This is a genomic window from Chromobacterium violaceum ATCC 12472, assembly GCF_000007705.1.
Classification (GTDB): Bacteria; Pseudomonadota; Gammaproteobacteria; order Burkholderiales; family Chromobacteriaceae; genus Chromobacterium; species Chromobacterium violaceum.
Genome location: NC_005085.1, coordinates 1848752 through 1872757, shown reverse-complemented (window position 1 = coordinate 1872757; position 24006 = coordinate 1848752). Strand labels below are relative to the sequence as shown.

Sequence of the window (24006 nt, the reverse complement as noted above, 5' to 3'; positions counted from 1 at the left end):
CCACCACGCCCTACGGCAAGGGAGCGCCGATGGCCGCCACCCTGAAACTGTCGCAACTGATCAGCGCGCTCAGCTACGCGCTGGACATCACCGAAGGCCAGCCCGAGGGCCATTGCGTGCGCAGCTGCTGGATAGGCATGCACATCGGCCGGGCGCTGGGCCTGGCGCCGCAGGAATTGTGGGATCTCTACTACGCCATCCTGCTGAAGGACCTGGGCTGCAGCAGCAACGCCGCCCGCATCTGCGAGCTGTACCGCACCGACGACCGCAGCTTCAAGCAGGACTTCAAGCAGGTGGGCGCCAGCCTGCCGCAAATGCTGGGCTTCGTGTTCAGCCACACCGGCACCCATGCCGCCGGGTGGCGCGAGCGCGCGGCCTCCGTGGTCCAGGTGCTGCGACGGGGCAAAGAGATGGCCGACGAATTGATCAACACCCGCTGCCACCGCGGCGCCGACATCGCCCGCCAGCTGCGCTTCAACGAGAACGTGGCCAACGGCATCCAGTATCTGGACGAGCACTGGGACGGCTCCGGCCGGCCGCTGGGGCTGCAGCGCGACGCCATTCCGCTGAACGCGCGCATCGCGCTGCTGGCCCAGGTGATAGACGTGTTCCACGTCACCCATGGCCGCCACGCGGCGCTGGACGAGGCGGTGCGCCGCGGCGGCGGCTGGTTCGACCCGGAACTGGTGGCCGCCTTCCGCGGCGCCAGCCGCGACACGGCGTTCTGGCAGCGCCTGGAATCCGACGACATAGAGCGCGCGGTGCTGGCGCTGGAACCCGCCCAGTGCACGGTGCCGCTGGACGAGGACTATATGGACGAGATCGCCGAGGGCTTCGGCCAAGTGGTGGACTCCAAGAGCCCGTTCACCGCCGGCCACAGCCAGCGCGTCGGCCACTACGCCGACCGCATCGGCGAGGAGCTGGGCCTGAGTCCGCAGCGGCGGCGCTGGCTGAAGCGCGGCGCCTTGCTGCACGATGTGGGCAAGCTGGGCGTCAGCAACACCATCCTGGACAAGCCGGGCAAGTTGACCCCCGAAGAGTGGGAAGCGGTGAAACTTCACGCCAGCCACACCGAAACCATACTCGGCCGCATCGAATCGTTCGCCGAACTGGCCAAGGTGGCCGGCGCCCACCATGAGCGGCTGGACGGCAAGGGCTACCCGCGCGGCCTGATGGCCAGCGAGATCGCGCTGGAAACCCGCGTCATCACCACCGCCGACATCTTCGACGCCATCCACGCCGCCCGCCCCTACCATCCGGAAAACCCGGTGCCGGAAACGCTGGACATCATGCGGAAAAACCTGGGCAGCGCGCTGGACCCGGCCTGCTTCGAAGCGCTGGAAGCCGTGCTGAGGGAAGAGGACGCGCTGGAAAGCGACGCCATCTGCCTGACCTGAGCCATGTCCACGAACGAGAAGCTGGACCGCCTCGCCGCCGCCCTCCGGCTGGATTCGCCGGAGCGGGAAACCCTGCGCCTGCGCTTCGGCCTCGCCTGCGCGCGCCGCGTCGCCCATCAGCTGGAAGATCGGGAAGTGCTGGCTTGCCTGGACGGGCTGGAACGCTGGCTGGAGAGCGGATTGGACCGCGGCAGCCTGGCCGCGCTCGCCGCCCGCGCGGCGGCGCTGGCCGGCGCCCACCCCGGCTCCCGCTCGCTGGACGGCTGCGGCCACGCGGCGGTATCGGCCAGTTACGCGGTAGCCAAGGCGCTGGCGGGACAGGCGCTGCAGGCGGCGGATTACGCGGCCTACGCCGCCGTTTACGGACAAGGCGGCTATGGCGCGGTGTCGGAGCGGGAGTCTTTTCAGCCGGAATTCGACTGGCAGACGGACTGCCTGGCGGCGCTGGCCAAAGCCGCCGGCGATGGATGACAATGAGGTCACTGCCCCACTTTAGCGGAATGCGAGACATGCGCCCCCGCCGATACGCCGCGCCATGGCGGCCGACCTGGAACAAATGAACCGGATCGCGCTGGCGTCCAAGGCCCACTGGGGCTATGCGCCCAGCCAGCTAGAGGCCTGGCGGATCAAGTCAGGCCGCAGTTGCGGCTAAACTGCGGCGCGCTGGCCTAAACACCGCTCAGGCGTAGGCGTCGATGCCGCGTCCGACCGCTCCGCCCGCCGACTGCCGGGCCGGGTGGCCGTCCTGCCAGCACCGGTAATCCTTCCACGCCTGCTCCAAGCGCTTGCTGGGACTGCTGTCCCCCTCCATCGGCGTCAGCTCCACGCCCATGCGCTGCAGCACGCGGAAGATGCCGTCCACGTCACTCAGGCTGCGAAACTCCGGCTCCACGCCTTCCGCATTGCGCGCGCCCTTGCTCTCGACCTGGGCCCATTTGTCGAAAGCGGCCTGGTCGCCGGCCTGCCGCAGATTATCCGTCGGCGCGGTCCTCACCCTGTCGTCGTTCTGCAAGGCCTGGTGCAGGGACTGCAACCGTTCCAGCACGCTTTGCCCCCGCTGGTCGTTCCGCATTCTCCCTGTCGGATTCGCCAAATCGGCCATGCCGCCGACCGTCGAAAATTGCGGCGTACGCCCCTGCGCCGCCATGTCCGCCAGCCAATTCAAATCACGCTTGTAATAGTTCATCGGGTCGGCCATCCCGCGCTGGGTTAACGGCAATAGCGACTCCGCGTCGTCCTTGGACAACGCGCCGCCTGTCTGCAACAGCTGGCTGTATTGTTTGAGCTGCTCGACCGACAAGCCCGCCACGTCGGTCCCCTTGATCAGCTGCAGCATGGGGAGGCTCATGCCGTACTGCGCCTGTACCTGCTGCTTGGCCAGCGCCTCGCGGGCCAGCTTGGCCGGACTGGGCGGCGCTTGCTGCGGCAACTGCTCCCCCACGGTATCCGTCGTCGGCCTCGGCGGCTCCTTGAAGACCTTTTTGTCCTCCTCCTCCGCCGGTTTCAAATCTATGTCGAGCTTGTCGCCCGGATGCTGGAACTGCCACGACCGATACGCTTGCAAGGCCTGTTTGGCCCAGGCCCCGTCCTCCAAGTCGCCCGTCATCGGCGGCAGCGTCGCGCCGGCGCGCTGCATGACCCGGCCGATCGATTCCGCGGTGTCCTTGTCCAAAACCAGCGGCTCGCCCTTGGCTTCGGCCTGCTGCGCCGTGCGCATCCAACGTTCGGCGTGCAGCAAATCCGCGGCCTGCGCCATACCGTCGCCAGTGGCCGACTGAACATCGTCTTCGCTCTGCAGCGCGTCGTGGATCGCCGCCAATTTGTCCAACGCCTGCTGGGTCCGCTCATAGCCCTTGATGTTGTAACTCGCGAACTTCAACGACACCTCGCCCGCCTTGACCTCCGCCAGCGCGTCATCGCGCCGCTTGGAGAAGATTTCCAGCGCGTTGCTGGCGCCAGAATTCTTCCAGCCCCGGACCTCGATGTCGGAGCGTATGGTTGCCGCCACCTCGCCGCCGATCTCGTCCCCAGCCGCCAGGATCTCCGCCAGCGCATGGAGGTCGGTGCCGGAGATGTTGCGCACATCGTATTGCTTCAGCAACTGCAATGTCCGCATGCTCAAGCCGTAACGCGACTCCGGCGAGCCGACTGTCCGGCCGTTAATGTCTTGCAGCGGCTCGACCTTGCTCCTCTCACCAGCCGCCGAAGCCTCCGCCCGCGCCGCGCCGGCAACGCCGATGCGCGGCGGGAGCAACGATACGGCCTGTCCGATATTCACATTCACGACTCACCTCACAAAATGCCATCCTCTTTTCATATCGGCCGCATTGGTGCAATATTTAGTCAAAATATAAACAAAATCAGCAATTCAACGTCCACTCCCACCCCAAATCGGCACAATCTTAAATAAATCATGCACTTCATCTTCGACATAGACGGCACCATCTGCTTCGACGGCCGCAGCGTCAGCCCCGCCATTCAAGATGCGCTAAGCGGACTGGAACGGCGCGGCCACAGCATCGGCTTCGCCTCCGCCCGCCCGTATCGCGACATCCTTCCGCTGCTGGAGGAGCGCTTTCACGATGGCCTGTTCGTCGGCGCCAATGGCGCGATGACCTGGCATCGCCGCCAATTGACCGATCTGACGCCGCTGGACGAGGACACGTTGGCGCAGCTGTTCGCGCTGGCCGAGCGGCACGCCGCCTCTTGCCTGGTGGATCTGGAATGGCACTACCACTACAGCGGCGATCCCGCCCATCCATTCATGAAAATGGTGGATCCGGGCCGTCTGGCGCGGCAGGTGGCGCGGGCGGAGGTCAGCCGGGCGACCAAGCTTCTGTTCACCGAATGCGAGGATGCAGAAAGCCTGAAGCAGGCGCTGGAACAGCGCGGAGACATCCGGATACACCATCATTCGGATCAGCAGATCATGGACATCACCGCCGGCGGCGTGGACAAGGCGAGCGCGCTTGCCCGCCATGGCATCGCCGCGGACCAGATGGTGTGCTTCGGCAACGACAGCAACGACCTCTCGATGTTCGCCGTCGCCCGGCACGCGGTGCTGATTGGCGACCATCCCCAGCTGCGGCCCCATGCCAGGGAGCGCATCATCCGCGACCAGCATGTGGAGCGCGAATTGATCGCCGCCATTCAACGATTGGGCGAGCGCTACGCCGGCATGCCGCATTGACGGCGGCCGCGGGCAGCTAGCGCTTCCCGGCCAGCGCGCCCAGGCTGGCCGCCACCACCAGGGCCAGCCCGGCCTGCTGAACCGCCGCCGGCGTTTGTCCCAGCAGCAGGCCGCCCGCCGACACCGCGAGCGCGGGCTCCAGGCTCATCAGCACGCCGAACGAGGCGGCTGGCATGCGGCGCAGGGCCTCCAGCTCCAGCAAGCAGGGCAGCGCGGGCATCAGCAGGGACAAGCCCGCCAAACGCAGCAGCATGGAGGCATCGGGCCAGGCACCGCCGTCCAGCCAAATCCAGGGCGCGGCCGCCAACGCCGCCACCAGCAAAGCCAGCGCGACGCCGTCCCCGTCGCGGCACACTTCCCCGGCCCGCCGCAACAGAACAATGTAAACCGCCCAGCATGCGGCGGACAGTCCCGCCCAAGCCAGGCCAGCGACGTCGATCAGCCAGCGCTCCTCGCGCCTCGCCAGCAGCACCGTCCCGACTAGGGCCAGCATGGGCCAGGGCCAGCGCCGCCTGTCCTTGCCCCAGGCCAGCGCCAGCGGCCCCAGCAGTGTGATCGCCACGGTCAAGCCTTGCGGCAGCGTCCGCAAGGCGGCAAAGAAGCCCAGCAACAGGCCTGCCATCGCCAAACCGAGCCCAAGCAGAACGGGCTCGCCGCGCAGCGCGCGCCGCAACGGCGGACGACGCCACAGCCACAAAAACGCCGCCGCGAACGCCAGCTTCAGCGCGGTGGCGCGAAATACGCCCAGGCTCTGCGCCGCGGGCTGGGACAGCGCCGCGCCGAACTGCGCGCAGCACATCGATGCCAGCGCCAGCGCCGCGCCCGACCAGGCGCGGCTGCGCCCCCTCCCGGTCATGTCCGTGGCGGCGTCAATAGGTGACGAATTCGCCACGCAACCTCCGCTTCATCAGCCTGTGCTTTTCCGCCAATTCCGCCGACAGCCCGTCGCCGCCGCGATGCACCAGCGCCGCGCCGCGCAGTTCGGCCTGCGCGCGGCCGACCACCTCGCCGACGTCGCCGCCCCGCTCGATCAGCCTGAGCAGCACCAGCGCATGCCGCATATCGTCGGTCACCAGGCCTATGGCCGCCGCCCGCGCCGCGTCCGGCCCGTTGACCCCTATCGACCAGCGGGCGCGGCGCAGCATCGCCGCGTCGTTGGCGCCGTCACCCATCGTCACCAGCCTGTCCAGTCCTCCCGCGCGGCGCGCCAGGCCCAGCGCCAACGCGGCCTTGGCGCGATCGCCCACCATGGCGCAGGCCTCAATGACGCGGCCCAGCGCAGAAGCGGCCGATCGGCCCGCCCGCTCGCCGCGGGAATAGGAAATGCCGAGCTCCCCGCGGTAAAGAAGGCGGAAACGCTGCCGCAGCAGCTTGCGGCCGGTGTCGGAGAAATGCCGCCGCCGAACCGATCCATCCAGCCATGCCTCGGAATGCCGGTCTATCAGCTCGTAAGCGTCGCGCAAATACGTCCTCACCCAGCCGATTTCCATTTCCCAACGGCCAAGCCGGCGCAGCAGGGCTTCCGCCTCCGCCAACGGAAATGGAGATCCCAGCAGCCGTTCCGCCGCCAGCCAGCCGCAACGCTCGGCCACCGCCCGGTACGGCTGTTGCGGCGCCGTGGTGATGCCCGCCCGCTGCCAACCCATTTCGTCCAGCCGCCGCGCCATTTCAGCCGCGCCGGGCGTCTGCTGCGAACGCAGCGCCAAGCGCTCCAGGTAGAGATGATCGACGCCGGCGGCCAGCAGCAGCGGCAAGGCGAAGATGGTGTCGCTGCCCTCCTGCGCCAGCGTGTAGCCGCCTACCGGCGGCGTCTTGCCGCCCCTCTTGCCTTCCGGCCGCCGCAAGGCGCCGTTGTCGGCGCTGAAGGCGGCATAGCCTTCGGCGTAAATAATCTGGCCATAGGACGGCGTAGCGTCCACCGCGCCCTCGACGGGCTTCAGGCAGGCGGCCAAGGCCTCGGCGATGAAATCGCCCAGAAACATCGGGCCTTCCACATCGCTGGCCAGCAACCAGCCACGCGGCCGGATGCGCGCTCCGTCCAGCCGCTCGCGCAGATGCCCCCCGGTCTCCAGGCCCGCCATGTCCCCCCGCTCCATCTCTCGCTCCGCCGTTCCCACGATGCTTACGGTATAGGGAGGCTGTCCCAAGGCGGCAACACATTGCGGTTTGTCCTTAATCTCAGGCCATCCGCAAGAACAGACCCGCAGCGGCAAAGCCTTGGCGGCCAGGCGCCGATGTATACTGGGGGCATAATCCCAACAAAGCGTCGCCGCCATGATCCTCGTACACACGCCCAATCCCAAGGAAGTCGCCGCCTATCTCGACCTGTTCCGCGCCGAGATGCCGGAACAGACCTTCGCCAGCCTGGAACATGGCGATTGCGCCGAAGCGCAGTACCTGATCGCCTGGGGTCTGCCCGATGGCCTGCTCGGCAGGCTGCCCAAGCTGCGGGCGCTGTTCGCGCTGGGCGCGGGCGTGGACAAGCTACTGTCGCGGCCCGATCTGCCGGCCAGCCTGCCGATCTACCGGCTGCTGGACGGCGGCATGGCGTCCCAGATGACCGAGTACATCCGCTACGGCGTGCTGGGTTACCAGCGCAATATGGACATCTACCGCCGGCAGCAGGCGGCTGGACAGTGGCGGATGCTAGCGCCCCGCCTGCCCGACGAGATCCGGGTCGGCATCCTGGGCCTGGGAGAGATCGGCTCGGCGGTGGCCAAGGCGCTGGCGAAGGACGGTTACCGGGTCAGCGGCTGGAGCCGCGGCCCCAAGCATATCCACCACGTCCACAACCTGCATGGCGAAGCCGGGCTGGAAAAACTGCTGGAGAACAGCGACGTGCTGGCCTGCGTGCTGCCTTCCACCCCGCAGACCCGTGGCCTGCTGAACGGCGAGCGGCTGTCGCTGATGCCCGCAGGCGCCATGCTGATCAATGCCGGCCGGGGAGACCTGCTGGATCAGGATGCCCTGCTGGCCCTGCTCAACAACGGCCACATCCGCTGCGCGCAACTGGACGTGTTCGCCGAAGAGCCCTTGCCGCACGGACATCCGCTGTGGAGCCATCCGTCGGTCGCCGTCACCCCTCACATCGCCGCGATCACGCTGCGCCGCCAGGCCGTGGAACAGATCGCCGCCAATCTGCGCAAGCTCGCCGCCGGGCAAGCGGCGGACGGCCGGGTGGAACGCGGCAACGGCTACTGAGCCCCTGCCCTGGCCGCCTGGACGGCGGCCTGTCCCAACATCCAGTTGACCCGCAAAGCATTCATACAGTCGTTTGATAAGAATCTGAATTAAAAGGCATTTCCATCATTAAAAATTAATGTCAAATGCATAGCGATAAAGGACAGTAGCGATCGCTGCCACCGATTCCTACCATGCCGCCATTTCTCTGCTGCAACGCACAAAGAGGTATGAAATGGCCCGCATCGCCCAGTCCATCCGCGTGGAGCCCGCCCGTCTGCCCGATCATGAAAGGGAACAACTGGCGCGGGAGCTGTTCCAGGTCCACGACGCCATCTTCGCCGGCACCGACCTTCCCGCCTTCATCAACCTGGTGATGTCCCCGCCGGCCGAGCACAGCAGCCTGCTGCTGCACCGGGACGAGAACGGCCGCCTGGTCGGCTATTGCACGATGCACCGCTTCCGCCGCCAGATAGGCGGGCGCACCTGCAGCGTGCTGCGCGTCCAGTCCGGGCTGTACAAGGAATTCCGCGGCAAGAACAGCAACATCACCTTCCTGATGCGCCAGGTGATGTACCACTGGCTGCAGCATCCGCTGCGTCCGCTGTATTTCTTCGGCGTGATGCTGCATCCGTCCAGCTACGCGGTGCTGCACCGCTTCTCCCACCGCTTCTGGCCGGCGCCGGGGCAGGACGACCGCCATCCGCTGGCGGCCAAGGCCTACGAGCTGTTCGCCAGCTTCAACATCACGCCGGTGTCGCCGGACCGCCCTTTCATCGCCAACCTGGGCATCCTGACCCGGGAAGGCAAGGACGACCACCAAATCTGGCAGAACTCAACCAAACCGTCCGACCGCTTCTTCCTCAGCGTCAATCCCGGCTACCACCAGGGGCGACGGCCTGCTGGCGCTGGTGCCGCTGTCGCCGGTGGCGGTCGGCCACGCGCTAGCGCGCTGGCTGAAGATGCGCAAGCAGAAGCGCGCCCGCTGAAAACGCCAGCCGTCCGCCGGATGCCCGCCGACGTCCGGCGGGCGGCTCACCCCCACACCACGCCGTCGGTCAGCACCGCCTCCGCCCGCCGCAGCGCGCTGGTCAGGTCGGGCTGCAGATTGCCCTCCCCCAGCCGCTCCGCCAGCCTGGACCCCTCCAGCATGGCCATCACTTCGTCGGCCGCGCCGCACAGGATCAGCGTCTTGCCCTGCTCCGCCAGCCGCGCGCGCAAAGCCTCCAGCGCCAGCAGCCCCGAGGTATCGAGCAACACCAGCCGGTGCAGCTGCAGAATCACTGCCCGCGCCCGCGGCGCTTCCCGCAGGATGATGTCCACGCTGTCCGCCGCGCCGAAGAACAGCGCGCCTTCGACGCGGAAAGCCGCGCAACCGTCCGGCACGCTCTTGCCCGCGATGCTGTGCCGCTCGAACAGCTGCGCGTGCTCCGGCAGCAGCCTGCGGAAGCCGGTATGGCTGGCCATGCTGCGGATGAAGAACACCGCCGCCATCAGCAGGCCGATTTCCACCGCCACCGTCAGGTCGAACGCCACCGTCAGCACGAAGGTCACCACCAGCACCAGCGTGTCGTGGCGCGGAAACTGCCTGGCCTTGCGGATATCCCAGTCCCCCATCTTCAGCGCCACCGACACCAGAATGGCCGCCAGCGCCGCCAAAGGCACGTGCGCGGCCAGCGGCGCGGCCAACAGCAGCACCAGCAGCAGCAGCGCCGCATGGAAGACGGCGGCGAGCGGCGTGCGGGCGCCGTTGCCGATATTGGTGACCGAGCGCACCACCGCGCCGGTGGCCGGGATGCCCCCGAAAAACGGCACGACCATATTGGCGATGCCCTGGCCGATCAGCTCCTGGTTGGCGTCGTGCCGATCGGCGGTGAGGCTGTCCACCACCACCGCGCACAGCAGCGATTCGATCGCGCCCAGCAATGCGATGGTGAAGGCCGGCGCCAGCAGGTCGGACAGATGGGCGGGATTGAGATCCAGCCCTGCCGGCGCCGGCAGCCCCTGCGGAATGCCGCCGAAGCGGCTGCCCAGCGTCGCGACCGGCAGGTCGAACAACATCGTGGCCAGCGTGGCCAGCACCAGCGCGGCGAACGGCGAAGGCAACAGCCGGTTCAGGCGCCTGGGCCACAGCAGGATCAGCAACAGCAGCGCGGACGACAGCAGCGTGGTCGGCCAGTGCAGCCCGGAGAAGTGCCTGCTCAGCTCCGCTATCACCGCGAAAAAGCCGGACGGCATCTTGGCGATGGGCAGGCCGAAGAAGTCCTTCAGCTGGGTCAAGAAAATCAGCACCGCTATGCCGTTGGTGAAGCCGGTAATCAGCGGCATCGGGAAGAAGCGTATCACCTGCCCCAGCCGGCACACGCCCATCAGCACCAGCATCGCGCCGGCCATGAAGGTGCAGATCAGCAGGTTGGCCACCCCGTACTTGCTGACGATGCCGTACAGGATGACGATGAAGGCGCCGGTGGGACCGGTGACGCACAGCCGGGTGCCGCCCAGCGCGGCCGCCAGCGCGCCGGCGATCACCGCGGTGAAGATGCCGGCCTGCGGCGGCACCCCGCTGGCGATCGCGAACGCCATCGCCAGCGGCAGGGCGACGATGCCGACGGTGACGCCGGCCATCAGGTCGGCTCGAAGCAAAGCGCGGTTGTAGCCGCGCAGGGCATCCAGCAAGCGGGGGCGAAAGGCAATCGCGGGCATCGGGCGCTTTCGGTATGACGCGGCGTCGCGAACGCGAGGGCCGCGTGAATCATGGGTTGTCTTACTCAATCATAGCGGCAAACCGGCATGCCTTACCCGATATGGCTGGCTCCGCGCCGCTCGCTGCGCCAGTTCGAATATCCTCGGCGACTCAGGCGCACCCTCCATGCACGGCGCTTCCCGCAGATGGCCGACCTGATGCTGGCCGCGCCCAGCGCCTTGCCGCTGTCCGGCATGTCGATGGCTCACCACGCTGACGGGCCTGTTGCGCTTGACGATCCCGCGACGGCGCCGGCATCTGCGCAGCCCCCATCCGGACAGCAGATTCCCCAAAAAGAAGGGCCACCCATTCTCCGCCATCGACACCCCGCGCCAGCCGGCGTACGATAAACCATGTCATCCACATGGAAAAGGTTCAGCCATGACGCAAGACAAGGATCCAGTCTCCGCGCTGCCGGAAGCGGACGCTCCTGCCGCGCCGGCCAAGCCGCGCCGTCAATCCGCGCGCGAGCGCAACGTCCAGCGGGTGCACGACGAATCGGTCCAGATCATCGAACAGATCAGCCAGCAACCGATGGCGCTGCAGGTGGCGCTGGCGCCTCACGGCAGCGACGAGGACAGTTCCAGCGCCGATCTGCCCGCGGACTACCCCTACCGCACCCGGATGCGCCGCGCCGAATACGAGCGGCTGAAGCAGGAGCTGCAGATCGAGCTGCTGAAGGTCCAGAGCTGGGTCAAGGAAACCGGGCAGAAAATCGTGATCCTGTTCGAGGGACGCGACGCCGCCGGCAAGGGCGGCACCATCAAGCGCTACATGGAGCACCTGAACCCGCGCGGCGCGCGCGTGGTGGCGCTGGAAAAGCCGTCGGATCTGGAACGCGGCCAATGGTACTTCCAGCGCTACATCGCCCACCTGCCCAGCGCGGGCGAAATCGTGTTCTTCGACCGCTCCTGGTACAACCGCGCCGGCGTCGAACGGGTGATGGGCTTCTGCTCGCCGCACGACTACCTGGAATTCATGCGCCAGACCCCGCAGCTGGAGCGGATGCTGGTCAACAGCGGCATACGCCTGTTCAAGTTCTGGTTCTCGGTCAGCCGCGAAGAGCAGCTGCGCCGCTTCATCTCCCGCCGCGACGATCCGCTCAAGCACTGGAAGCTGTCGCCGATCGACATACAGTCGCTGGACAAGTGGGACGACTACACGGCGGCCAAGCAGGCGATGTTCTTCCACACCCATACCGGCGACGCGCCGTGGACGGTGGTGAAGTCGGACGACAAGAAGCGCGCCAGGCTCAACTGCATCCGCCATTTCCTGTCCCATCTGGATTATCCGGGCAAGGATCCCCGCGTCGCCCACGCCGCCGATCCCTTGATCGTCGGCGATCCCACCGCCATGCTGACCGGAGAAGAGCGCGACACGCTGAGGTTCTGAACGCGCCATCACGCGGCCAGGCCGGCGCCTTGCGCTGGCCTGGGATTGTCCACACCTGTCCTTTCGAACTATCCAGGCCATTTTTCGCTTGTGATCGTCTAGATCAAATGCATAATTGGCAGCCCGCCTCGCTCGCGGCGGCATCCGAAACTTCGCCCCAGTCAGGCGTCAAGGCGGCAGACAGACATGGATTCCAACCCTAACACCACCCACCGCGCGCGGCGCGGACCTGCTGCACGCCGGTCCTTCGCCGCCGTCCTGCTCCTGGCCGCCAGCCTGCTGCCGCACACCCACCCGGCTATGGCCGCGGGCGTCACGCTGACCATCAGCGGCAACATCGGCAAATTCACCAACCCATCCGCCCACAGCTATGTCTTCAGCGAAGCCGAATTCAACGCGCTGCCGATGCGCGAGATCACCACGGCGACCGACTGGACGCCCAAGGGCACCTTTCGTGGGCCGCTGCTGCGGGAGCTGCTGGCCAAAGTCGGCGCGCACGGCCGCCAGATCAAGTTCTACGGCGAAGACAACTACAACGTCACCATTCCCGCCAGCGACTTCAGCAAGTACGACGTCATCCTGGCCCGAACCTGGAACAACCAGCCGCTGCAGTTGAACGACTTCGGCCCGTTTTGGGTGATGTACCCCATCCAGAACATGTCGACCTCCGAAACCAGCGGGATCTTCATCGCCAAGCTCGCCTGGCAAGTCAGCCGCATCGAGGTCAAATGACTCGCTACTTCCGCCTCGTGTTCCGCAGCGTGGGGGGAATCGAACGCGCGTTCCTGGCCCTGTCGCTGCTCGCGACCGTGATCATTTCCTTTACGCTGTACGCGGCGGTGATCAAGCGTCCGATCACCAACAAGGTCTCCGACCTGTACTGGATGGCGGCGCAGATGCAGCTGACGTTCAACCGCCTGGAAATGGACGTCTGGCGGTACCGCGCCGGCCAGATCACCCGCGAGGAAACCGACAAGAGCTACGCCATCGCCTACAGCAAGTACCGGATGTTCACCCGGCCATCGGCCGTCAATACCGACTTGGAGAAGATAGAAGGCTTCGACCAGATCAAGGCGCTGCTGGCCAGAATTTTCCAGCATCCGCCGCGCCAGTGGACGCAGCAGGACGCGCTGGAACTGTCGCGCGACATGGAGGAGATGCGTCCATTGCTGGCCGATTACGGCGTCAAGGCCCGCTACGCGGAAAACAGCCTGGTGGCGCAACAGCTGCGCATGGTGGAGCGGCACCAGACCATGTACCTGCTGGGCCTGATGTGCTGGCTGGCCTTCCTCGGCATTTTCTGGTTCGTGCTGCACCGGCTGGCGGAAATCAGGCGACACTCGCTGCAACAGCAACAGGTGCTGGAGAGGGAGCAGGCCGCCAGGGCCGCGCTGGTGCAAACCGAGCTGGCCCGCGACACCTTCCTCGCCACCATCAGCCACGAAATCCGCTCACCGCTGCAAAGCATACAGACTTGCACCGAGCTGCTGGAATACAGCATCCCGCCCGACAATCCGGGTTACGGCTATCTGTCCCGCCTCAAGCAGAGCAACGCCTATCTGCTGGCCCAGGTGCGGGACATCATGGACATCTCGGCGCTGAAAAACCATCAGCTCGCGCTCGAACCCGCCACCACGGACATAGAGGAATTGGTGGCCTGCGTCGTCGCCGTCCACCAGGGCAATGCCGAGGCCAAGGGACTTGCGCTGACGGTGGCCGTGCCGCCGATGCCGCTGCTGTGGCTGGACGGCAACCGGCTGCGGCAAATCATGTGGAACCTGCTGTCCAACGCCATCCGCTACACCGACCAGGGAGGAATCCGCCTGGAACTGGAATATCGGCCGCGCAATCTGGTGCTCAGCGTCGCCGACACCGGCGTGGGCATTCCCGAAGACATCAGGGTCCAGTTGTTCCGCCCCTTCACCCGCGGCAAGACCCGTCGCCCAGGCAGCAGCGGCCTGGGCCTGGCCATCGTGCACGAGCTGGTCACGCTGTTCGGCGGCCAGATCGAGATCGACAGCCAGGAAGGCCGCGGCAGCACGTTCACGCTGAGCTTGCCGGTCCAGGAAGCGTCCACCCCGGAAGACTGCGACGGCGCCAGCTACGGCCAAGGCCGCATCCTGCTGCTGGACGACGACGATCCGATACGCGAATCCTACAGCGCGCTGCTGCAGGAAAACGGCTACAGCGTGTCCAGCTTCGCCACGGTCAACGACGCGGCGGCCCAAGTGGTGCGCCACCGCTTCGACATCCTGCTGATAGACCTGCAAGTCGGAACAGCCAGCGGTTACGAAGTCGCCGAAGCCGCCCGCCGCTTCGGCCCCAACCGGAATACGCCCATCATCGGCATGACGGCGTTCCGGCAGGAGTTCAACGATGCCCGCAGCGCGCTGCTGGCGGGCAAGCTGGAAAAGCCGTTCAGCTTCGCCCAGCTGGAACAACTGCTGTCGCTGCACCTGCCGCGGAACAATACCGGCACGCCGGCGCAAGCGTAAGCGCCGCGGCGAGCGGAGGCTGTTACCGGAACGCCACACACCATCTTGCCCGCTCCGGAATCGATGGGCACAACACCTTGCCGGAAAAAACAAAAAAACCTTTATCTTCAACCACATCTTGCCCCACGGATTGCCCCGGAACATACTGAGGGCAAGCCCATTCCCCAAGCATCGAGATCCAGACCCGTCCAGGTCCATCCGGGGAGAAACGCATGCACGACCTACAATTCGTCCGCGAGCACAAGAGCCAGATCAATCACGCGCTCAAGCCCTTCCATCCCCATCACCTGCGCTACGTTCCGGGCGTCTGCGCCGACGACGCGGAGTTGGTCTTGCTGATATCCCCATCCCCCGACACATCCTATTTCGACATGTTCGAGATGGAGGAAAGGCTGGCGGAACAATTGGGCGTCCATGTGCAGCTGATCAGCGAGAACGGCCTCACCGGCCGGGAACGCAGCCGGTTGCTGGAAATCGCCCAGGAAATCTAGCGCGTGCCTGTTGCTGAACGCTGCCGGCGGATGCCGAATGCGTCGCATGGCATCCAGCGGGAGGTGAGCGGCGCCAGCCTGGCATCCAGCCTGGCCGCTCGCTTGCCGCCAAACGGCTGCAACTGCCGCCTTGTCATCGCAGATGCAGCCGCCAAGGGATTGCCGCGCCAAGCCGCCGCGCAGATCGCCCTTCAACTGGGCCAGCCGCTCCGCCATGCCTGCAAACGGGGATGCAGACCGGTGCATGACGGCCGTCGCGCGGACCCAAACCTCATCTGACGCCTCCTCCGGAAAGAGCTGCCCGCCTTGCGCCCAAACCTGGCGCAACGGCTGCCGCCCCTGTGGCAGACAGCCCCGCCGGCGGCCCATGACGCGAGCACGCCCGGGCCACCGGGTGCACAAGCTCGTTGCCTGTATCGACAGTCAGCCGTTATATTCAATTCAACTAAGAATTTTTACTTAGTTGCTTAATGCATGATCCGCCACCCACGCAGGAAACGCCATGAGCCAAGCACAAATAAAATGGGGCCGGCTGAGCACCCGCATCACCCTGGTGGCCGCCGCCGCCATTTCCCTGGCGTTCGCGGCGATGATCGCGCTGATCGCCCGCCTCAACTACACCTCCGCCCTCGATACCGGCTATCAGCTGTCCTCGGAACAGGCCGACAGCTATGCCAAGGACGCCGAGAACATGATGTCGCAGGGCTTCCTGCTGCCGCGGCATCTGGCCGACACGGTGGCCGGCATCAAGCGCGCCGGCAGGCCGGATCGCAAGCAGACCGACAACATCATCCAGGAAATGCTGGACCATGCGCCCCAGTCCATCGGCCTGTGGATGCTGTGGGAACCCAACGCCTTCGACGGCGACGACAATGCCTTCCGCTTCGACTGGCCGCGCCACGACCCTACCGGCCGCTACCAGCCTTACATCACCCGCAACGCCCAGGGCAAGGCGCAGATGGACGTGATGATGTCGGCCGACCGCATCAAGGACTTCCCCAAGTACAAGGAACATCCGGAAACCTACAAGCCGGATTACGAGAAACCCGGCTGGGGCGATTTCTACTACGTGCCCAAGCAGCGCGGCCGCGACACCGTCACCGAGCCCTTCCCCTACGAGGTCCAAGGCAAGATGGTGCTGGAAAGCTCGCTGGCGGTGGTGATCAAGGACGCCGCCGGCAAGATGCTGGGCGTGTCCGCCACCGACGTGGCGCTGGACCAGTTGCAAAAGCGCTTCGGCCAGATCCAGCCCGGCGGCAACGGCTACATCCGCATCGTCTCCGAGGGCGGGCTCTACGTGGTCAGCCCCAAGGCGGAACTGCTGGGCAAGCCGGTGCCCAAGGAGGACGCGCTGTTCGCCCACTTGGCGGACGTCAAGAAAGGCGAGGACTTCGTCTACGAGGACGGCGGCTTCACCCACTTCTTCCATCCGATACGGATAGGCGAAACCGGCCAGTTCTGGTCGCTGGGCATCAGCATCCCCACTTCGGCGCTCACCGCCGACGCGCGCAAGGCCATGCTCAGCGCCATCGCCATCGGCGTGGTGGCGCTGGCCTTGATCCTGTTGCTGCTGGCCGGCGTGATCCGCGCCCAAACCCGTCCGCTGAACCGGCTGGCCGACACCATGGAGCAACTGGCCGGCGGCGGCGGCGATCTGACCGTGCGCATAGACATCGCCAATCGCGACGAGATCGGCCGCACCGCCGATGCCTTCAACCGCTTGCTGGACAGCCTGCGCGACATGTTCGGCAAGGTGCGCGAGCAGAGCCGCCAGGTATCGGAGGCGGCCCTGACCCTGAGCCAGTCGGCCGGGCAGGTGCACGACGCGTCCGCGCAGCAATCCGACGCCGCCACCGCCAGCGCCGCCAGCGTGGAGCAGGTCACCGTCGGCGCCCAACACATCGCCAACACGGCCCAGCAGGCGGGCGACATCGCCCGGAAAACCGGCGCGCTGACCGAGCAAAGCGTGGCCAAGGTCAACCGCGTCACCAGCGAAATCCAGCGCATGACGGACAGCATGCACGCGCTGGCGGAACGGATGAACGGCCTGGGCGAGCGCTCCAACGAAGTGACCACCATTGTCGGCGTGATCAAGGACATCGCCGACCAGACCAATCTCTTGGCGCTGAACGCGGCGATCGAGGCCGCCCGCGCCGGCGAGCTGGGCCGCGGCTTCGCGGTGGTGGCCGACGAGGTGCGCAACCTGGCCGGGCGCACCGCAGAGGCGACAGTGCAGATCACCCGCATCGTGGACGCGATCAGCAGCGAAACCCGGCAGGCGGTCAGCGACGTCCAGCACAGCAGCCAGCAAGTGGATCTCAGCGTCGGCATCGCGGAAGAGGCCAACCAGGCGATGCGGGAGGTGCAGGACTACAACGGCCAGCTGGTCACCAGCATCGTCGACATCGCCTCCGCCACCCGCGAGCAGTCCAGCGCCAGCGTGGAGATCGCGCAGAACGTCGAGCGCATCAGCAGCATGGCCCAGGGCAACAACCTGGTGGTGCGGGAAGTCAGCGCCGCGGTGAACCAGCTGCGCGGGCTGGCGGAAGGCTTGGAGCGGCTGGTCGGCCATTTCAAGCTGTAGTCCGGCCTTGATCCGGCGCGGCCCGGAACAACACCCAGACTGCGATCGCCGCCGGGACTCAGCCCCCGGCGGCCTTCCACGCCAGCGCGGCGGCCATCGCCAGCAGCAGCATGCCGCAGGCGATGTCCAGCCCCCGCCTCCCCTGTTGGCCGAGCCGCGACAGCAAGGCGCCGCCGCCGTAAGCCAGCAGCAGCCACCATAGCGCCGAGCCGGAGAACACGCCGGCCACCACCTGCGCCTGTCCGGCGGCGGTCAGCGGCAAGCCGCCCGACAGGCCGGCGGCCACCGCGGCGAAGGAAACGATCGTCATCGGATTGCTCAGAGTCAGCGCCAGCGTGCCCAGGTAGGCGCGTCCAAGCTGGCTTTCTCCATCCATCGCGCCCTCCCGCGCGGGAGGCCGGCGCAGCGTCGACCAGCCCAGCCAGGCCAGCAGCAGGCAGCCCGCCCACGCCAGCGGCCGGGACAGCGCGCTCGCCCAAGCGAGCAGCAGGCTGCCGCCGCACACGCCGGCCAGGGCGAACAAGGCGTCGGCGCTCGCCGCGCCCAGCCCGGTGGCCAGGCCCAATGCCGGGCCGCCTCGCAGCGTGCGGCTGATGCACAGCAGGCCTATCGGCCCCACCGGCGCCGCAATCGCCAGACCTATCCACATCGCTTGCCAGAACATGTCCGCTCCTTTCTTGATACCTCGCCATAGTCTGCGGCAAACCCGACATCGAAAACATGGCGCCTTTAAGGCAGAGATCGATGCTAACCTTGGAAATCAAGGTCATAGATGCGAATGGGTTTACGAATGGAAGTGGACGTCAAATCCTGGGCGATACTCGCCGCCCTGCAGGCCAACGCGCGGCAGTCGCTGACCGAGCTGGCCCAGACCGTCGGACTGTCGGTGCCGGCGGTATCGGAGCGGGTGCGGCGGCTGGAGGAAGCCGGCGTGATCCAGGGCTACCACGCGCAGGTGGCGCCGCTGCGCGCCGGCTACGCGCTGTCGGCGCTGGTGGGCATCACCGTGCCGCAGCCGGACAAGAAGACGCTGCTGGCGCGGCTGGAGGCGATGCCGGAGGTGATGGAGTGCCATCACGTCACCGGCGTCGATTCCTACACGTTCCGCCTGCTGGCGCGCGACGTCTCCCACCTGGAACAGCTGGTGGCGCAGCTGAACGATCTGGGCGAGACGCGCACCGCCATCATCCTGTCCACGCCCATTCAGGGACGGCCGGTGCGGCCGCCCCGCTGAGCGGGTTTACAAGTCCAGCGACACCTGATGATGGCGCAGCCATTCATCCAGGCCCAGCGCCATTTCCAGCCCGGCGCGCTCCGGCGAGGTGCTGGTCTTGCCGAATGGCCGGTCCAGCAGCTTCCACGCGGCGGCCTTGTCCAGCAAAGGCAAGGCCGGCGAGCGGGAGTCGTCCAGCACCCGGGCCAGCCCCTGGCGCAGCGCCTGCTCGTAAGCCGGATCCTGGGTGGCCGGGTACGGGCTCTTGACGCGCCGGACGATGGACTCCGGCAGCACGTCCTTGCCGGCAGCGCGCAACAGGCTCTTCTCCCGGCCGTCGAAATTCTTCATGCTCCACGGCGCGTTGAACACGTACTCCACCAGCCGGTGGTCGCAGAACGGCACCCTCACCTCCAGCCCCACCGCCATGCTCATCCGGTCCTTGCGGTCCAGCAGCGCCTGGACGAAGCGGGTCAGGTGCATATGGCTGATCTCGCGCATCCGCCGCTCGCGGGTGCTGTCCGACGCCAGCCGCGGCACCTCGGCCAGCGCCTGCGCGTAGCTGTCGCGGCGGAAGCCCGGCATGTCCAGCTCGCGCAGCAGGCCCGGCGCGATCAGCGACTGGCCGTCGAAGAAGGCGCCGCTCGACCCGGCCAGCCACGGAAACGCGTCGCCGTCCACCGCGGCGGCGTCGTGGAACCAGCGATAGCCGCCGAACACCTCGTCCGCCGACTCGCCGGACAGCGCCACCGTCGATTGCGCCCGGATCGCCTCGAACAGCTTGTACAGCGACGGCAGCATGTCGCCCCAATACGCCGGCGGCAGATCCTGCGCGCCCAGCACCGCGGCGCGCAAGCGCGGATCGGCCAGCTCGCGGCTCTCCAGCAGAATTTCCCTATGCTCGGTGCCGGCGTGCGCCGCCAGATCGCGCACGAAGGGCGCGTCCGGCGAGCCGCGCAGGTAGTCGGCCTCGAACGCGGCGCCGTGTTTGACGAAGTCCACCGAGAACGAACGCACCGTTCCCTTGCCCTGGCGCCGCATGCTCCGCGCGGCCAGCGCGGTGACCACCGACGAATCCAGCCCGCCGGACAACAGCGTGCATAGCGGCACATCGGCGATGATCTGCCGTTCGACGATGTCGTCCAGCAGCTCGCGCACGGTGCGGATGGTGGTCGGCAGGTCGTCGGTGTGCTCGCGCGCCTCCAGCTGCCAGTAGCGGCGCTTGCGCAGGCCTCCACGGTCTATCGTCACCACCTGACCGGGCCGCACCTCGTGCATGCCGGCGAACGCCGCAGCCTCCGGCGTCTTCACCAGATCCAGCATTTCGCGCAGGCCGCCGGCCGTCACCCGTCGCTCGGCCTCGGGGTGCGCCAGGATGGCCTTGGGCTCGGAGCCGAACAGCACGCCGTCCGGCATCGGATAGTAGTACAGCGGCTTGACGCCCATCCGGTCGCGGACCAGCAACAGCCGCTGTTCTCGGGCGTCCCACAACGCGAACGCGTACATGCCGTTCAGCCGCTCCAGCATCGCTTCGCCCCACTGCAGATAGGCGCGCAGCACCACCTCGGTGTCGCTGCGGGTGCGAAAAGCGTGGCCCAGGCCCTGCAGCTCAAGGCGCAGCTCCCGGAAGTTGTACACCTCGCCGGTGTACACCAGGCAGGCCAGCGTCCTGCCATCCTCGTCGGCTGTCATCGGCTGCCGGCCGCCCTCCAGGTCGATGATGGACAGGCGGCGATGCCCCAGCGCCGCGCGGCGGTCCAGCCACAGTCCCTCGTCGTCCGGCCCGCGCAGGGCCATCGTTTTCGTCATCGTCTCCGCGACCGCGCGCTGCGTGCTCAGATCACGCTCGAAACTCACCCATCCGGCAATTCCACACATTGTTCGGCTCTCCTCTTGTCAGCGGCCGGGCGAAGGGGTCCGCCGGCTCGCATTATGCCTAAAGCATAATTAGTGCAGAGGGGGCCGCCGCGAAAGCGGGACTGGTAATAAGAATGGGATATTGACGTATTTTGTCGAAGCCCGGCCCCCGCCGAGCTTCGACCTCAGCCGGCCTGGCGGCAGGCCTTGTCCGGCGCCGGATACTGGCGGGACACCTCCAGCGGCACCGCATGCGGCGAGGACCAGGTCTGCTCGTGCAGTTCGGCGATGCGCCTGGCCATCGCCTCGTTGCGCAATACCACCTCGACATTGCGCGACTTGTCCATATAGCCGCCGCTCCAGTTGCTGGTGCCCACCCAGGCTATGCTGCCGTCTATCTCCATGGTCTTGCTGTGGATGACGCGGGCGAAGGGGATGCAGGTGCCGTCGCGCGGAATGGTGACGATGCGCAGCTCCATGCCGGGCAGCACCGCCAGGCTTTTCAGATAGTCCACGCCCGGCTTTTCCAGATTCCAGTCCGACACCATCAGCTTGACCTTGACGCCGCGCGCCAACGCGCCGCGGATGGCGTTGTCGAAAACCGGATAGTAGCTGCGCGGCTTGCCGAAGCTGAGCGGCGCGTAATCCAGCAGCTGGATGCGCACCTCGCGCTTCGCCTCGGCCATCAGCCGCGGCAGCGCTTCTTCGGAATCGCCGACGCCGTCCGGATTGTAGGCGTTGGGGCTGGCCAGCAGCGCCGCCGGCTGCGACAGGTCGGCCGCCTGCTCGGCCGTCCGCAGCGGCTTGACCTTTCCGCCGGCGGCCAGCGTCGCCTGCGCCGCCCAGTCCTGTTCGAAGATGGCCTGCATGCGGCCGGCCATCGCCGCGTCGTCGACCTTGAGCCCGGTTTCGTGGATGTGCTGCAGCGAGCGCCAGTCGAAATTCTGGCTGCCGACATAGGCGGACTTGCCGTCCGCCACGATGAACTTGGCGTGGATGATGCCGTTGCCGGTCAGCTGGTTGTAGTCCAGCTGGCGGTATTCCAGATTGGGGATGCGCTGGAGCCGTTCTATCGTCGCCGGGTCGCTGGCGAACATGCCCTTCTTCTCCATCAGGAAGCGGATCTTCACGCCGCGGCGCCCGGCGGCGTCCAGCCGCTCGATCACGCCGTCCAGCAGGCTGCCCGGCTGCCCGGCTACATAGAACTGCTCCAGCGCGATTTCGCGCTTGGCCGAATCGAACATCTGCCGCCACACCGCGGCCGGATCGCGCAGATCCGGCGTGTTCAGGCCGGCGCGCTGCGGCGCGGTGTGCACCAGCTCGAAACCGGGGATGGAGAAGTCGGCGCGGGCCAGCGGCGCGGCCAGGATCAGGGCCAGCGGCCACCCGTATTTGAACATTGCGGCTTCCTTGCGAAACTGTTAATCATGCCATGGACATGTTAAGCAGGTATGTAGCCGGCATGAAAAAAGGCTGCCCGGGAGGGACAGCCGTCAAGACGTACCCGCTGTGGTCCGTCAACGAAGCGAAAGCAGCGAGATCACGCGGTAGCGGCTGATGCCGAGCAATGCCGGCACCAGTTGCTGCAGATGATTGAAATCGGCGGTCTGGTTGAGGCGGGCGTTGAAATCGCTGGCGAAGCCGCTGGCCCAGCTCTGCTCGTCGGTGCGGGCCAGCTGGCTGATCGACTGCCTGGCCTCGGCGATCGCGCTGTTGATCGCCGCGCGGGTCTGCTGCAATTGGGCGATGGAGCGCACCACGCCCTGCAGCGTCTGGCGCACCTGGGCATGATCGTCCACCTGCCATTGGCCGGCGTCCAGCGCCGCCTGCTCGGCCTGGGCCGGCAAGGGCTGCGGCATGCCGCCGGGAAAGCGCACGCCGCCGCCGCGCACGGTCAGGCTGTCCCGCAGCTTGGGCCAGTCCTGTTCGACGCAGCTGAAGCCAAGGCGGCCGTGGTCGTCCAGCTCGCAGCGCACGCCCAGCGGACCCAGCGCCTGGTTCAGGCGGCGCAAAACGGCATCGCGGCCGATACCGTCGCCCACCCGCACCGCGGCCGGCGCGGTCTGTCCGTCCAGCGCGAACACCAGGGTTTCCGGCTGCCCGCCGGTCAGGCTGTCCAGGTCCAGTCCGCGCACGGTGAAGCTTTGCCGCGCCGGCGCCCCAAGCGACAGGCGCAGCTGGCTGTCCAGGCTGCCGGCGCTGTCTGCCTGGCGGCGTCGCCAGTCGGCATCCAGTTCGCCGCGCTGCTGCTTCAGACCGTCGCTGTCCAGCCGGCGCTGGGACAGCTGGCGGCTAAGATTGCCCTTGAAGCTTTCCAGTTGCCGCAGCATGCCGTCGACGAAGCCCAGCGCGCATTGGGCGGCGCTCAGTTGCTCGTTGAGCTGGGTGCTGTAGCGCCAGCCGCTGGCCGCGCCCGCCGAAGGGCGCGGGCTTTCCAGCGCCGGACGGGCGGACGAGAACGGGCGCGGGCTCGCCGGCGCGACCGCCGCGCCATCCTTGCTCCAGCGCTTGTCGCCGCTGGTCTGGTTGATGCCGCTGAAAGTGGTGGACATGGCTTAGATCACGTCGAACAGCGTCAGCTGGCTGACCTTGCCATAGGCTTTCTGGCTGGTCTGCAGCGCCATCGACAGGTTGTTCATGGCGATATAGGCGGTGCCGTAGTCCAGGCTGCCCAGCTCGATGATGCTCTCCTGGTTGGCCAGGCTCAGGCTGTCGTGGTTGCCGTCCAGCGTCTTCAGCACGTTCTGCGCGCCACCCAGCTCGGAAATGGTGCCGCCCACGCGATCAAGCGCCGTGTCCACGCCGCCCATCACCTCGCGGATGGTGGCGCCCACCGCCGGGTCCTTGCTGTCCAGCGTCGGGCTCTGCAGCGTGGCGATCGCCTTGTCCAGCTGGTTGAGCAGCGGCGCCATCGACTCCAGCGTGACGTTGGACGCCTCGGTCACGCCCTCGCCCACCGTCACCCGCTGGCGGTCGCCGTTGCCGTTGTAGCGGTAGCGGCTGCCGGCCGGCTGAGTGTCGTCGACGACGATGGCCGCGTTGTTCACGGCGCTGCCGGAAAACATGTAGCGGCCTTCGCTGTCCTTGGTATTGGCCGCGTACAGGATGCTGTCGCGCAGGCTGACCAGCGGCGAGGCCATCGCCTTCAGGTCGTCGGTCGGCGGCTGGTTGGCCGCGGCCACCAGCAGGTCGCGCGCGTCGCGCAGATTGGCGCTGATGCCGTCCAGCAGCGTTTCGTTCTTGGTCAGCTGCGACTTGAGCGCGCCGATATTGTCGCGGTACTGCTGCAGCGACGCCTCTTCGCGCTGCAGGCGCAGCAGGCGCACGCTGGCGATCGGGTTTTCCGACGGCACCAGCATGCTCTGGCCGCTGGACATCTTCTGCAAAAGCTCGGACATGCCGGCGCTGCTGTTCTGCATGGCCAACAGCACGACGGATTGGTACTGGTTGCTGGAGATACGCAT

General features: G+C 66.9%; 20 protein-coding genes. 10 read left to right on the top strand and 10 right to left on the bottom strand.

Annotated elements, in window-relative coordinates:
• Positions 1 to 29 precede the first annotated feature (29 nt).
• Together CV_RS08485 and CV_RS08480 are read left to right on the top strand one after the other, a co-directional pair.
• Entirely contained in the window at positions 30 to 1397 is a 1368-nt protein-coding gene (locus CV_RS08485) for an HD-GYP domain-containing protein (RefSeq protein ID WP_011135282.1), read from the top strand.
• Positions 1398 to 1400: 3 nt separating this feature from the next.
• Positions 1401 to 1868 carry a hypothetical protein gene (locus tag CV_RS08480; RefSeq protein WP_011135281.1) on the top strand — a complete coding sequence of 156 codons (468 nt, stop codon included), beginning with the start codon at positions 1401 to 1403 and terminating at the stop codon, positions 1866 to 1868.
• Positions 1869 to 2076: 208 nt separating this feature from the next.
• Here CV_RS08480 and CV_RS08475 read toward each other — a convergent pair whose 3' ends face one another.
• Positions 2077 to 3681 carry a hypothetical protein gene (locus CV_RS08475; RefSeq protein WP_011135280.1) on the bottom strand — a complete coding sequence of 535 codons (1605 nt, stop codon included), beginning with the start codon at positions 3679 to 3681 and terminating at the stop codon, positions 2077 to 2079.
• A 129-nt stretch (positions 3682 to 3810) separates the two neighbouring features.
• Here CV_RS08475 and CV_RS08470 point away from each other — a divergent pair, with 129 nt between their 5' ends.
• Positions 3811 to 4587 carry an HAD family hydrolase gene (locus tag CV_RS08470; protein ID WP_011135279.1) on the top strand — a complete coding sequence of 259 codons (777 nt, stop codon included), beginning with the start codon at positions 3811 to 3813 and terminating at the stop codon, positions 4585 to 4587.
• A gap of 16 nt (positions 4588 to 4603) precedes the next feature.
• Here the strand turns inward: CV_RS08470 and CV_RS08465 are convergent, their stop codons facing one another.
• Together CV_RS08465 and CV_RS08460 are read right to left on the bottom strand one after the other, a co-directional pair.
• On the bottom strand, positions 4604 to 5479 hold the full coding sequence (locus CV_RS08465) for an EamA family transporter (protein ID WP_147296184.1): 876 nt from the start codon (positions 5477 to 5479) through the stop codon (positions 4604 to 4606).
• On the bottom strand, positions 5457 to 6683 hold the full coding sequence (locus CV_RS08460; protein ID WP_147296183.1) for a hypothetical protein: 1227 nt from the start codon (positions 6681 to 6683) through the stop codon (positions 5457 to 5459). The genes CV_RS08465 and CV_RS08460 overlap by 23 nt, the downstream gene beginning before the upstream one ends.
• A gap of 178 nt (positions 6684 to 6861) precedes the next feature.
• On the opposite strand from CV_RS08460, the gene CV_RS08455 reads away from it, so the two are divergent.
• Complete coding sequence (locus CV_RS08455; protein ID WP_011135276.1) at positions 6862 to 7788, top strand: 2-hydroxyacid dehydrogenase; 927 nt, start codon at positions 6862 to 6864, stop codon at positions 7786 to 7788.
• Between the two features lie 121 nt (positions 7789 to 7909).
• On the opposite strand, the gene CV_RS08450 is transcribed toward CV_RS08455, so the two are convergent.
• The gene (locus tag CV_RS08450; protein ID WP_148206060.1) at positions 7910 to 8422 is read right to left on the bottom strand and encodes a hypothetical protein; all 513 of its coding nucleotides are present in this window, start codon (positions 8420 to 8422) and stop codon (positions 7910 to 7912) included.
• Positions 8423 to 8802: 380 nt separating this feature from the next.
• Complete coding sequence (locus CV_RS08440) at positions 8803 to 10470, bottom strand: SulP family inorganic anion transporter (RefSeq protein WP_011135274.1); 1668 nt, start codon at positions 10468 to 10470, stop codon at positions 8803 to 8805.
• Between the two features lie 574 nt (positions 10471 to 11044).
• Between CV_RS08440 and ppk2 the strand changes: the two genes are divergently transcribed.
• The 5 genes from ppk2 (at position 11045) to CV_RS08415 (ending at position 17472) form a co-directional block, all read left to right on the top strand.
• Positions 11045 to 11902: a polyphosphate kinase 2 gene (gene ppk2, locus CV_RS08435; protein ID WP_217806114.1), complete on the top strand. Its 858-nt coding sequence runs from the start codon at positions 11045 to 11047 to the stop codon at positions 11900 to 11902.
• Between the two features lie 186 nt (positions 11903 to 12088).
• Complete coding sequence (locus tag CV_RS08430) at positions 12089 to 12634, top strand: molybdopterin-dependent oxidoreductase (protein ID WP_011135271.1); 546 nt, start codon at positions 12089 to 12091, stop codon at positions 12632 to 12634.
• Positions 12631 to 14397, top strand: a complete 1767-nt coding sequence (locus tag CV_RS08425; protein WP_043595863.1) for a hybrid sensor histidine kinase/response regulator — start codon at positions 12631 to 12633, stop codon at positions 14395 to 14397. Before CV_RS08430 ends, CV_RS08425 begins: the two co-directional genes overlap by 4 nt.
• Before the next feature lie 212 nt (positions 14398 to 14609).
• Positions 14610 to 14888 (top strand): hypothetical protein, encoded by a 279-nt coding sequence (locus tag CV_RS08420; protein ID WP_043595862.1) that lies wholly within the window; start codon positions 14610 to 14612, stop codon positions 14886 to 14888.
• Between the two features lie 502 nt (positions 14889 to 15390).
• Complete coding sequence (locus CV_RS08415; RefSeq protein ID WP_011135268.1) at positions 15391 to 17472, top strand: methyl-accepting chemotaxis protein; 2082 nt, start codon at positions 15391 to 15393, stop codon at positions 17470 to 17472.
• A gap of 58 nt (positions 17473 to 17530) precedes the next feature.
• On the opposite strand, the gene CV_RS08410 is transcribed toward CV_RS08415, so the two are convergent.
• A complete protein-coding gene (locus CV_RS08410; RefSeq protein WP_011135267.1) occupies positions 17531 to 18136 on the bottom strand; it encodes a LysE/ArgO family amino acid transporter in 606 nt (201 codons plus the stop codon).
• Between the two features lie 126 nt (positions 18137 to 18262).
• On the opposite strand from CV_RS08410, the gene CV_RS08405 reads away from it, so the two are divergent.
• Positions 18263 to 18706 carry an Lrp/AsnC family transcriptional regulator gene (locus CV_RS08405; protein ID WP_043595860.1) on the top strand — a complete coding sequence of 148 codons (444 nt, stop codon included), beginning with the start codon at positions 18263 to 18265 and terminating at the stop codon, positions 18704 to 18706.
• A 6-nt stretch (positions 18707 to 18712) separates the two neighbouring features.
• Here CV_RS08405 and asnB read toward each other — a convergent pair whose 3' ends face one another.
• From asnB to flgL, 4 genes are all read right to left on the bottom strand, one after another.
• Positions 18713 to 20563 carry an asparagine synthase (glutamine-hydrolyzing) gene (gene asnB, locus CV_RS08400; RefSeq protein WP_011135265.1) on the bottom strand — a complete coding sequence of 617 codons (1851 nt, stop codon included), beginning with the start codon at positions 20561 to 20563 and terminating at the stop codon, positions 18713 to 18715.
• A gap of 164 nt (positions 20564 to 20727) precedes the next feature.
• A complete protein-coding gene (locus CV_RS08395) occupies positions 20728 to 21942 on the bottom strand; it encodes a phospholipase D-like domain-containing protein (protein WP_011135264.1) in 1215 nt (404 codons plus the stop codon).
• A 117-nt stretch (positions 21943 to 22059) separates the two neighbouring features.
• Complete coding sequence (locus CV_RS08390) at positions 22060 to 23094, bottom strand: hypothetical protein (protein WP_011135263.1); 1035 nt, start codon at positions 23092 to 23094, stop codon at positions 22060 to 22062.
• A 3-nt stretch (positions 23095 to 23097) separates the two neighbouring features.
• Positions 23098 to 24006 (bottom strand): flagellar hook-associated protein FlgL, encoded by a 909-nt coding sequence (flgL, locus tag CV_RS08385; RefSeq protein ID WP_011135262.1) that lies wholly within the window; start codon positions 24004 to 24006, stop codon positions 23098 to 23100.

What these genes read in the sequence shown, in the direction of transcription:
- CV_RS08425 (WP_043595863.1), top strand. Translation starts at nt 12,631, where the DNA reads ATGACTCGCTACTTCCGCCTCGTGTTCCGCAGCGTGGGGGGAATCGAA.
- asnB (WP_011135265.1), bottom strand. Translation starts at nt 20,563, where the DNA reads ATGTGTGGAATTGCCGGATGGGTGAGTTTCGAGCGTGATCTGAGCACG.
- CV_RS08455 (WP_011135276.1), top strand. Translation starts at nt 6,862, where the DNA reads ATGATCCTCGTACACACGCCCAATCCCAAGGAAGTCGCCGCCTATCTC.
- CV_RS08485 (WP_011135282.1), top strand. Translation starts at nt 30, where the DNA reads ATGGCCGCCACCCTGAAACTGTCGCAACTGATCAGCGCGCTCAGCTAC.
- CV_RS08430 (WP_011135271.1), top strand. Translation starts at nt 12,089, where the DNA reads ATGGATTCCAACCCTAACACCACCCACCGCGCGCGGCGCGGACCTGCT.
- CV_RS08405 (WP_043595860.1), top strand. Translation starts at nt 18,263, where the DNA reads ATGGAAGTGGACGTCAAATCCTGGGCGATACTCGCCGCCCTGCAGGCC.
- CV_RS08390 (WP_011135263.1), bottom strand. Translation starts at nt 23,094, where the DNA reads ATGTCCACCACTTTCAGCGGCATCAACCAGACCAGCGGCGACAAGCGC.
- CV_RS08470 (WP_011135279.1), top strand. Translation starts at nt 3,811, where the DNA reads ATGCACTTCATCTTCGACATAGACGGCACCATCTGCTTCGACGGCCGC.
- CV_RS08460 (WP_147296183.1), bottom strand. Translation starts at nt 6,683, where the DNA reads ATGGAGCGGGGGGACATGGCGGGCCTGGAGACCGGGGGGCATCTGCGC.
- CV_RS08415 (WP_011135268.1), top strand. Translation starts at nt 15,391, where the DNA reads ATGAGCCAAGCACAAATAAAATGGGGCCGGCTGAGCACCCGCATCACC.
- flgL (WP_011135262.1), bottom strand. Translation starts at nt 24,006, where the DNA reads ATGCGTATCTCCAGCAACCAGTACCAATCCGTCGTGCTGTTGGCCATG.
- CV_RS08440 (WP_011135274.1), bottom strand. Translation starts at nt 10,470, where the DNA reads ATGCCCGCGATTGCCTTTCGCCCCCGCTTGCTGGATGCCCTGCGCGGC.
- CV_RS08480 (WP_011135281.1), top strand. Translation starts at nt 1,401, where the DNA reads ATGTCCACGAACGAGAAGCTGGACCGCCTCGCCGCCGCCCTCCGGCTG.
- CV_RS08395 (WP_011135264.1), bottom strand. Translation starts at nt 21,942, where the DNA reads ATGTTCAAATACGGGTGGCCGCTGGCCCTGATCCTGGCCGCGCCGCTG.
- CV_RS08410 (WP_011135267.1), bottom strand. Translation starts at nt 18,136, where the DNA reads ATGTTCTGGCAAGCGATGTGGATAGGTCTGGCGATTGCGGCGCCGGTG.
- CV_RS08420 (WP_043595862.1), top strand. Translation starts at nt 14,610, where the DNA reads ATGCACGACCTACAATTCGTCCGCGAGCACAAGAGCCAGATCAATCAC.
- ppk2 (WP_217806114.1), top strand. Translation starts at nt 11,045, where the DNA reads ATGGCGCTGCAGGTGGCGCTGGCGCCTCACGGCAGCGACGAGGACAGT.